5 protein-coding genes are annotated in these 3,730 nt (G+C 55.1%); all 5 read left to right on the top strand.

Annotated features, from left to right (window positions below; all coding sequences use genetic code 11):
- The first annotated feature begins 122 nt into the window (after positions 1 to 122).
- The 5 genes from AACZ40_RS28535 (at position 123) to AACZ40_RS28515 (ending at position 3,726) form a co-directional block, all read left to right on the top strand.
- Positions 123 to 1,607: an AAA family ATPase gene (locus tag AACZ40_RS28535; protein ID WP_291166803.1), complete on the top strand. Its 1,485-nt coding sequence runs from the start codon at positions 123 to 125 to the stop codon at positions 1,605 to 1,607.
- 27 nt (positions 1,608 to 1,634) lie between these two features.
- Positions 1,635 to 1,955, top strand: coding sequence for a hypothetical protein (locus AACZ40_RS28530; protein WP_291166802.1), 321 nt, complete (start codon positions 1,635 to 1,637; stop codon positions 1,953 to 1,955).
- Positions 1,956 to 2,206: 251 nt separating this feature from the next.
- Positions 2,207 to 3,163, top strand: a complete 957-nt coding sequence (locus AACZ40_RS28525) for a hypothetical protein (protein ID WP_291166800.1) — start codon at positions 2,207 to 2,209, stop codon at positions 3,161 to 3,163.
- Between the two features lie 2 nt (positions 3,164 to 3,165).
- Positions 3,166 to 3,411, top strand: a complete 246-nt coding sequence (locus AACZ40_RS28520) for a hypothetical protein (protein ID WP_291166798.1) — start codon at positions 3,166 to 3,168, stop codon at positions 3,409 to 3,411.
- Positions 3,412 to 3,504: 93 nt separating this feature from the next.
- Positions 3,505 to 3,726: a hypothetical protein gene (locus AACZ40_RS28515; protein WP_291166795.1), complete on the top strand. Its 222-nt coding sequence runs from the start codon at positions 3,505 to 3,507 to the stop codon at positions 3,724 to 3,726.
- Positions 3,727 to 3,730: the final 4 nt, after the last annotated feature.

Raw genomic sequence — 3,730 nt, 5'->3', positions numbered from 1 at the left:
GGACGGAAGAGCAGCTGACGGCTGAATTTCATCAGCAACTGGGGCAGCAGCAAACAAACCGTCAGCAGTCCTGAAGCGTAACCAATCTAAAAAGTACTTTCTAAATTGAAAGGGAGATCCGCTTGAATATTCGCACTCGACTAACAGAATACGTGAGGGCCTGCTTTACCGGGATCTGGATCGAATCCCACGAACACCAGGAGGCCCTGACTGAGATTGCAGAGCTCTGCCGGGATGAACAGTGGCAACTTGCTACCTGGGATATCGATGCGGGATTAAACATCCCCGGACAGAGTGAGGCAGAGGTCACCGGTTTTGATCCGCTGGCGGCGATCCGTGCGGTGAATGCTCTGGTCACACCAGACGGGACAGCCATGATCGTGCTGCAGAACTTTCACCGGTTTATGCAGTCCGCGGAAGTGGTGCAGGCGTTGTCGCGTCAGATCATCGCCGGCAAGCAGAACCGCACGATTGTGGTGGTGCTGTCTCCTGTCGTACAGATCCCGACCGAGCTGGAGAAAATGTTCGTTGTGGTTGAGCATGATTTGCCTGACCGTGACCAACTGGCAGAGATTGCCCGGGGGATCGCCACCGAGGCCGGGGAATTGCCTGAGGGAAGTGCACTCCAGCTGGTACTTGATGCTTCTGCGGGTTTGACCCGCATGGAAGCCGAAAATGCTTTCAGCTTGAGTCTGGTGCGACAGGGACGTATCACCGCCGATGCCGTCTGGGAACTCAAGACGCAGACGCTTAAAAAGAGTGGTCTGTTGTCACTGTACCGGGGAGATGACGATTTCAGTCATCTGGGAGGCCTGACAGCCCTCAAGACGTTCTGTAAACGGGCTTTGCAGCAACCGAGCCGTGATGATCCCCGAAAGCGTCCACGGGGCGTCCTGTTGCTGTCTCCGCCCGGGTGCGGGAAATCCCAGTTCTGTAAGGCACTGGGGCAGGAAGTGGGGCGTCCCGTATTAAACCTGGATGTGGGGAACCTCCTCGGTTCGCTGGTAGGGCAGTCGGAAGAGCGGACGCGGCAGGCGTTACGGGTGATTGATGCGATGGCCCCCTGTGTGGCGATGATCGACGAGGTCGAGAAGGCGTTTTCCGGACTGAACGGTAACGGAGACTCAGGTGTTTCATCTCGCATGTTCGGGACGTTTCTCTCCTGGCTGGCCGATCACCAGTCGGACGTGTTCGTGGTTTGTACGGCGAATGATGTTTCCAGACTGCCGCCGGAATTCGGACGCAGCGAGCGGTTTGACGGGATCTTCTTTCTGGATCTGCCGGGCCGGGAACAGAAAAATCAGATCTGGGACCAGTATATTCGGTTATTCGGGCTCAATCCGGAGCAGGAGCGTCCAGAGGATACCGACTGGACCGGTGCTGAAATCCGCAGTTGCTGTCGGCTGGCAGGCCTGCTGGAGGTGACTTTGCTGGAAGCACGGCTAAACGTGGTCCCCATCGCGGTGACTGCGGCTGAGTCTGTCGAGCGGTTACGAACATGGGCCAACGGTCGTTGTCTGGATGCTGACCAGCCCGGCATCTTCCATTGGGAATCGCCCAGGAGAAAATCCCGCCGAAGTATTAAACATCTTTCTTCAATCAACTGACTTACCCGTCTCAAAGGAAGGAGCACCATGCTCACCCGACAGGAGATACTCCTTATCAGTGCCGCATTGCAGTTCTGGGCTGAGGAGATGAATCCCGAAGACACTCATCTGCTGAAAATTTACTCTGGTCATGAGACATCCGATCAGATCTGGAGGTCCGATGATATTCAACGGCTACGGACACAGCTAAGCTCAGCGAGTCTGAAATATGCTGTCGCCAATGCTGGGGGAATCGAACTCCTGACCACAGAGCTGTTTTCAACCCCTGAGGCTGCCGACCAGGCCCGCCCCAGTGAAACCGGTCAGGTCGGAACTCTGGTTCTTCCTGAACTCACAAATAAAGTCTGATCAAACCCCTTTCCCCAATTCCGTGACACTGATGAGCCGCAGATCGACCACCGTGAGCTACTGCTCGAATGTCATCTGGCATCGCCGTGGCCTGTCCGGTTTCACAATACGTTTATCAAATCACACTGACGAATAGTCCGATACCGACATAATCGGTCACAATTAATTCATATAAATTCCCGCTGCAACGCTGCCTGGTCAATTGAGATCTGGCAGCGTTTTTCATTTCCACCAGTCACAAAGGAGTCCTCATGAGTCATTCCATGCTCGAAGAACCACAGACTGAATCAGCGCACAGCACGGCTTCAATACGATTGCAGAGCACGATGGCGGCCGCCCGGCTCAGTTTCACCTGGCTGGGCGTCCGTAAGTCACTGACAGCCCCGCAGAAGAGCCAGGCTGCGGATTCATTTGGTGCTGAAGGAAAGTTTCTTTCCGCCGGTAAAAAACTTCTGGATACCTCACATCCGGCCTTCAAAGCCGTAACAGCAGTGCGCGGACGGGCCGTGGCCTACTGGAAAGGAGTCTCGCTTCCCTATCCGGAGCCCGGCATCCGCCTGATTAAACAATCGGACATCCATGAATTTGATCGGCGTCTGGCCGGTTTTCGGGATGAACTGAACGAAGCGGTAACCGATTTGAACCGGCACTTTGATGAACTGCGGTCCGCTGCCCGCAACCGTCTGGGAGAGTTATTCAATCCGACCGACTATCCGCATTCGCTGATCGGCATGTTTGACATTGAACATGATTATCCTGCGGTGGAACCGCCGCGTTATCTGCAACAACTGAGCCCGGAACTCTACGAACAGGAGTGCCGCAGGATGCAGTTGCGTTTTGATGAAGCGGTTCAACTCGCAGAACAGGCGTTTCTGGAAGAGCTCACGAAACTGGTCGAACATTTGACGGATCGATTGAGCGGCCAGTCTGATGGCAAACCCAAGGTGTTCCGGGACACAGCCATCACCAACCTGACCGATTTCTTTGTACGTTTTCAGACGTTGAATGTCCGCTCCAACGAACAGCTGGATGACCTGGTAGATCAGGCACAGCAGATTGTGGGCGGCCTCAAACCGCAACAGTTACGGGACAATGGCACTTTGCGACAGCAGGTCGCCACGCAACTGGCGGGAGTACAATCCTCGCTGGATGGTCTGCTCATTGATCGCCCGCGTCGCAATATCCTGCGAAGACCCCAGGAGGGATAACCATGGAATTGATCATCAAGCAGGGGGGACTGGTCCGCTGCATCTATGACGAAACGATTGAACTGACTCAGCTGGGCACACCGGCGATCAATCGTGGGTCATATGTTGAACCGGCAGCGGACGGGCAATGGACGGCCGACCTCTCTCCGGTCAATGGCCCCTTGTTAGGGCCGTTCCCCCATCGCAGTGCAGCATTAGCCGCGGAACGCGACTGGCTCAATCAACACTGGCTGCTTTCCGGCCCGTGATGTAATTCTACCTCGTCTGGTGCGGGGTGGTTGTGTATTTCTCATGACCATCCTGTGCGGGTGGTCGTTCTTTTTCTATCCAAGGAGTAAACGATGACCCAACAAGACCTGGACAATGCAGTCGCTTCAGTCACCGGGGAAGACATTCATGCGATCCGAAAGCGGGGCTTCAGTCTGGCCGATCCACTGGAAGTGGACTTTGATCCGGAGCCGGATAATCAACCAGCCCAGACAATGGACTGGGATGCCTGGGAGCTGGAATCTAATGTCTCCCTGTTCGCACAGCCGTTCGGCAGATTTCCGGGACTGACCTGAAATA

The sequence above is a fragment of the uncultured Gimesia sp. genome (assembly GCF_963972345.1).
Taxonomy (GTDB): domain Bacteria; phylum Planctomycetota; class Planctomycetia; order Planctomycetales; family Planctomycetaceae; genus Gimesia.
The sequence above is the reverse complement of the archived record's forward strand: the minus strand, read 5'-3'. Positions and strand labels throughout refer to the sequence as shown.

Bases quoted from the DNA above. Each gene is read 5' to 3' on its own strand.
- AACZ40_RS28515 (WP_291166795.1), top strand. From the start codon at position 3,505: ATGACCCAACAAGACCTGGACAATGCAGTCGCTTCAGTCACCGGGGAA.
- AACZ40_RS28525 (WP_291166800.1), top strand. From the start codon at position 2,207: ATGAGTCATTCCATGCTCGAAGAACCACAGACTGAATCAGCGCACAGC.
- AACZ40_RS28530 (WP_291166802.1), top strand. From the start codon at position 1,635: ATGCTCACCCGACAGGAGATACTCCTTATCAGTGCCGCATTGCAGTTC.
- AACZ40_RS28520 (WP_291166798.1), top strand. From the start codon at position 3,166: ATGGAATTGATCATCAAGCAGGGGGGACTGGTCCGCTGCATCTATGAC.